The sequence below is a fragment of the Streptomyces sp. NPDC058646 genome (assembly GCF_042716875.1).
Classification (GTDB): domain Bacteria; phylum Actinomycetota; class Actinomycetes; order Streptomycetales; family Streptomycetaceae; genus Streptomyces.
Genome location: NZ_JBHXRK010000063.1, coordinates 7,858 through 12,785 on the forward strand (window position 1 = coordinate 7,858; position 4,928 = coordinate 12,785).

Genomic DNA, 4,928 nt, shown 5'->3' on the forward strand with positions numbered 1-4,928 from the left:
CGAGGTTGGCCCGTGTGGTCAGGGTGCCGGGGTGGTCGGGGCCCAGCACCCGCAGCCGGTCGGCTACCAGTTCGGCGAATCCGGTGGCGGCCCCGACCGCATCCCCCGCCTCCCCCCGCCAGTAAGCGAGGCTGTGGCGGGCGGTCAGAGTGCCGACGTGGTCGGGGCCCAGCACCCGCAGCCGGTCGGCTACCAGTTCGGCGAATGCGGTGGCGGCCCCGACCGCATCCCCCGCCTCCCCCTGCCAGTAAGCGAGGTTGTGGCGGGCGGTCAGGGTGTCGGGGTGGTCGGGGCTCAGGTTCTGGCGGGCGGCGGTGTGCAAGTCCTGGAAATAGGCGCGGGCGGCGGTGACGAGTCCGGTGTGGCCGAGGCTGTTTCCGATGTGGAAGAGAACCGGGTGGGCGTCGGGCTGCCACAGGGCGTCTGCGGCGTGGGCAGTCAGGGCGGCGGTGTTGGCGCGCAGAGCCTGGCCGAGGGCAGTGTCGCGTTCGACCTCGGGCCAGGCCTCGTGCAAGGCGTCGGCGCAGGTACGGGCCGCCGTGTCGCGTGCGGAGGGGGTAAGGGCTTCGCGGGTGGCACGTTGGACGAGGTTGTGGACGCGCACCTCCTGGTGAGGGGTGTTGGGGGTGTGGTCGGCCAGGCTGAGCCGGTGTAGGCAGCGCAGAGCGTCGGCTGCATCGTCCGCCCCGACCGCGCGCGGGGTTACGTCGGGATCGGTGTCACCGTCGGGGGTGCGGTGTTCGGTGAGGTAGGCGAGGGCTGGGGGTGAGGTCAGGACGGTGGCGGGGATGCCGTTGGGGTCGAGCAGGGCCGCCAGGTGGAGCATGGGGCGGGCCAGGCCCGTCGGGCGGAGCCGGTCGGCGTGTTCGATGGACAGGGACCAGGTGGCGGCCACCGTGGCGCGGTGGGCGTCGGGCAGGCCGCTGTCCTCGGGGACCAGGTCGGGCAGCGTACGGGCGCGGTCGGCCAGCCGTGCGCGGTAGGTGGCGCAGTCCAGGTGGAGGTCGAGGAGATAGGTGACCGCCTGGGCCAGGGCCAGCGGCAGATGGCCCAGGTCGCGGGCGAGCTCCTTGACCTGCCCGGGGTCGTCGTGGCGGCCTTGGGCGGCGAGTTTGGCCCTCAGGTACCCGACGGCCTCGCTCTTGGTGAACAGGGCGACGTCGATGAGGTGGCCGGGCAGGGCGGCGTCGCGGCGGCGGGTGGTGACCACCGTGCGGCCGTTCGGGCGCGCGGGCGGCCACAGGTCACTCCGTCCGTCCGTGCCGTTCAGGTGCGCGGGGTCACTCACGTCGTCGAGCACGATCAGCCATCGCCGGTCGGTGGACTGGGCCCAGGCCAGGAAGCGGACGGCGGCCCGCTCAGGGTCGTCGAGGCCGACGCGTTGAGGGTCGTCGGGGTCGGTCACCGTGACAGCGGCCTCGGCGTAGGCGCTCAGGACCGCGTCCCTGCTGGTCGCGGTGACCCACACCAGCAGATTCACCGCCCCGGCCTGCCACGCGGTGCGGGCGTGGTGGGCGGCGAGCTGAGTCTTGCCGACCCCACCGGTCCCGGACAGCACCTGGCACAGCAGCGCCGTCCCACCCCCGGCCACCGCTCGCTCCAAGGCATCGAGGGCATCGCGGTGCTGGAAGCAGTCCGCCTGCCGCGGGACCACGCCGACCAGCCGCGGCCAGGAGAGCGGTGCCCGCGGCGCGGCATGGTGCGTCACCGAATCGGCGCGGCCGACCACCAGGGCGCCGGACTGCGCGTAGAGCGATGTCTGTGCAGAGATGTGCGGGGCCTGGCTGGCGCCGGGTGCGGTCAGCGCTGCTCCGGACCCGGCATCGGAGGGTTTCCGAGAGCCACGTCGCCCATGCGCAGAGCGGCCGCCGACCCGCGGTCGGCCTTGATGTCGGCGTTGCCGCCGATGGCGATACCGTCGTCCCCGGCCGTGACTGCGCCGGCGGCCTGCCGGCCCACCAGTTCGCGCAGTTGCCCGGCGGCTTCCTCGCGGTCCGCCTCGCCCAGACTCTCCAGTAGGTCCTCGCACCGGGCCTGCCAGGATGCTTCCAGCCGGGTACGGACCTGGTCGGCGCCACCGGGGTCGGCGCGGTCCAGTTCGAGGGCCGCCCGGTCCAATCGCTCCAGGACCACCTGGGTTTCCCGCGCGTCCCGGCGGCCGAAGATCAGGGCCGCCCGGTCTCGGAATCCCGACCAAACCTCGGTGCCGGCCGCCGAAGCCACCGCCGCCCCAAATGCCGAAGCCAGAACAACCAACGCCTGATCCAACATGTCATCCCCCTGCATGGCGGCCAGCCCCATGTCCCTATGCCGGTAAAGCGTACCGAGCCGGGCACCGCACCGAACCGCCTCGACAGACTCTAAATCGAGGGCAGAACGCGCATCGGCCGTCAGGCGTCTGCCCGGTCTTCGACGCCTCGGTCCCACAGCGGCCGGTGTCGAGCTGTGCGCGAACAACTTGCCCAAGGCTTGTCCCGTAAATGATCTACGAGTTGCCTCGGGCGTGGTCGGCCGCGTGCCGGTCCACTGGCCTATCCGGCGAGGCGAGGTTGTGCAGTCGGGCTATGCCGAGCATGGCGTGGTGGACGCCGTCGCCTTTGAGGCGGCAGTCGCGGAGGATGGCTGTGTCCGTCCGGGCGATGGCGCCTAGATCCACTCCGGACTCCGTTCGGGCTGCGAGAGGGCGGGGAGGGACCCCCAGGGCCTCCGTCAGCCGCTCCGCCGCCCCAGCGCGCACCGACCGGTCCCGCCCCCATAACGGCCCGCGGCCACAGGCCCTCTCCCCCGTCTGCCGGCGGAACCAGACCGGTCCCGGTCGCTCGCCAGGTCGGCGACCATCAGCCCCGAGGCTATAGAAGTGCTATGGTCAATCTATGGCCAATACGACGATCCAGGTGACGAAGCAGACCCGCGACCACCTCGCGGAGCTCGCTGAAGAGCGTGGGCTGAGCATCGGCCAGCTTGTCGACGCGCTCGCGGCCTTGGAGCCCACTGCCGCGCAGCGGGCCGAGCAGGTCGCGGCAGCGCGGGCGCATGCGCGTGAGGTGATCGGTGTCGACGTCAGCGATGAGGAATTCGCTGCGCTGGATGTGCTTGGCAACCTGCGGCGGATCGCGGCAGACAAGGTGCTGGCCATGCCAGGCAGGAATGCCGCGTGATCATTCTCGACACCAGCGCCGTGACCGCTTTGGCCTCGGGACACAAGGCGCTCAACGCGCTCGCGGTCAACGTCACCGCGAGCGGAGACCGGCTCGTCGTGCCGGCGCTGTGCCTGGCGCAGGCCGAGGCCGCCCGCTCAGGAGCCTCACACGCCGTTCTCGGATACCCGTGCACCGATGTCGAGCCGCTGGGACAGATCGACGCACCGGCCGTGGGCACGATGTTCCGCGACGGATACGGCGGCATGGACACCTGCCACGCCCTCTACACCGCGCTACGCCGCACAGGCGCCGGCGGAATGCCGATCCTCCTGACCGACGACGAGAACCGCTACCCGCCCGGCATCCTCACCATCGGCATCGACACCCCCGGCATGCTCGGATTCCACTGACCCGCCCTCAGGCAGCGGGAAGAAGCCCGCCGAGGGGCCGATCAGCTTGCCGCAGTAGATCCGACTGGGATCCGCGCGAGATGAGGCAGACAGCAGCCTGGCGCAGGCCGGTTTGGCCGGTGCCGGTGTGCTTGGCGCCGGCCGCGGCATACACGGTGGCGAGCGAAGCGGTACTCAAAGAACTGGAGAGGCGGCCGGACTGCTGACTGTTCTGAGACCCGCAGGCAGCTCCCCCGCAAAGGCGCACGACCCCCGCGACAGCCGCACCTGCTGCTCGACAAGGGGCGGAAGGCCCGGTAGAGGGCGGCGGCCTCGGCGACGTCTTGGCTGGCTCCGATGACCTGTTCACATGTCCTACCGCGCGTCGGGGCCGCCTTGTGAACGGGGTGTGCAAGAGCGCCAGTCTCCAGCGCCGAACACCGCTCGCTTCGAGTAGCGGATCCCGCCAGCTGACGGACCGCGAGGCGCAAGTTGAGGAAGGAGGAGTCGGAGGCGACGCGGCGTACGTCCAGGACCAGGCGCTCGATACTGACGACCTGGTCGAGGTACGCGAAACGCCCTCTCCGGCCCTCCCCTATTACTCCACGTGTCGCGGGCCGTTCACGGGGACCTTCAATTCCAACGCAGCCAGAATCAGGTCCAAGTCCTTTGAGGCAGCGATGCAGAAATCCTGATCCTCGACAAGGAGACTTTGCGCCGCGCCGAAATCACCTCCATTCCTATGGGTCTCTTCGCTTAGGAGAAGGGGAAGGATGAGCCAATTTTTCTGCGCCTTGAAAGTCCATTCAACATGCCGCGGCGCCGCGTTCGCCACTTCTTCGAAGACTTTCTTCAGATCGTCACGGGGAGCGGAGAAGCGCCATCCGACATGCGAAACCTGAACAATTCCAAGTTGAGGATGCCTCTCCAGAGGGCATCGAAACCACGAAAGAAATCCGAAGCGACTCAGCACATCTTTCGCATGCAGACTACGGTCACCACTTGCCTCACCCGTTTCTCTATTCATCGCCAATTCCTCCCCCTATAAGGATCGGACCCTGCGGTCGCTGGATACGCCCCGTCGAGCCGAATGACACGCTCGCCCGGATTCTGGGAACGAAGAGCCCTTTCATAGTCACCCAACGGTATGGGATCCAGGGACATGGTGGGATCGTACGCATATCGACCATCTGCGTAAACTTCGTGGAACACGTAAGAGCTCGTAACACGATCTTGATGAGATGCTCTGGTCAGCCGTGACCGGTGTGACGATTCGGCCGTTCGTGGTGATGTGAGTACTCGGTCGTGGATCGTGGACGACGACTTGTGGGCGCTGATCGAGCCGCTGCTGCCGCCCTGGCCGGCGAGGTCACCAGGGCCGCGGCCGGTGGCGGACCGG

The 4,928-nt window shown here is 69.1% G+C and carries 5 protein-coding genes and 2 pseudogenes; 3 read left to right on the forward strand and 4 right to left on the reverse strand.

The window, feature by feature from the left end:
• From ACFWUZ_RS35910 to ACFWUZ_RS35920, 3 genes and pseudogenes are all read right to left on the reverse strand, one after another.
• The coding region (locus ACFWUZ_RS35910) for a tetratricopeptide repeat protein (protein WP_384382274.1) at nucleotides 1-1,708 on the reverse strand (1,708 nt) is incomplete at its 3' end.
• Between the two features lie 92 nt (nucleotides 1,709-1,800).
• Nucleotides 1,801-2,301, reverse strand: coding sequence for a hypothetical protein (locus ACFWUZ_RS35915; protein ID WP_384382266.1), 501 nt, complete (start codon nucleotides 2,299-2,301; stop codon nucleotides 1,801-1,803).
• Nucleotides 2,302-2,485: 184 nt separating this feature from the next.
• Nucleotides 2,486-2,620 (reverse strand): annotated as a pseudogene (locus tag ACFWUZ_RS35920) (IS5/IS1182 family transposase); the annotation flags it as partial.
• A gap of 253 nt (nucleotides 2,621-2,873) precedes the next feature.
• On the opposite strand from ACFWUZ_RS35920, the gene ACFWUZ_RS35925 reads away from it, so the two are divergent.
• Nucleotides 2,874-3,158: a hypothetical protein gene (locus ACFWUZ_RS35925; protein ID WP_384382268.1), complete on the forward strand. Its 285-nt coding sequence runs from the start codon at nucleotides 2,874-2,876 to the stop codon at nucleotides 3,156-3,158.
• Entirely contained in the window at nucleotides 3,155-3,550 is a 396-nt protein-coding gene (locus ACFWUZ_RS35930; protein ID WP_384382270.1) for a hypothetical protein, read from the forward strand. Before ACFWUZ_RS35925 ends, ACFWUZ_RS35930 begins: the two co-directional genes overlap by 4 nt.
• A gap of 577 nt (nucleotides 3,551-4,127) precedes the next feature.
• Here ACFWUZ_RS35930 and ACFWUZ_RS35935 read toward each other — a convergent pair.
• The gene (locus ACFWUZ_RS35935) at nucleotides 4,128-4,556 is read right to left on the reverse strand and encodes a hypothetical protein (RefSeq protein ID WP_384382272.1); all 429 of its coding nucleotides are present in this window, start codon (nucleotides 4,554-4,556) and stop codon (nucleotides 4,128-4,130) included.
• Between the two features lie 282 nt (nucleotides 4,557-4,838).
• On the opposite strand from ACFWUZ_RS35935, the pseudogene ACFWUZ_RS35940 reads away from it, so the two are divergent.
• A pseudogene (locus tag ACFWUZ_RS35940) lies at nucleotides 4,839-4,928 on the forward strand (IS5/IS1182 family transposase); the annotation flags it as partial.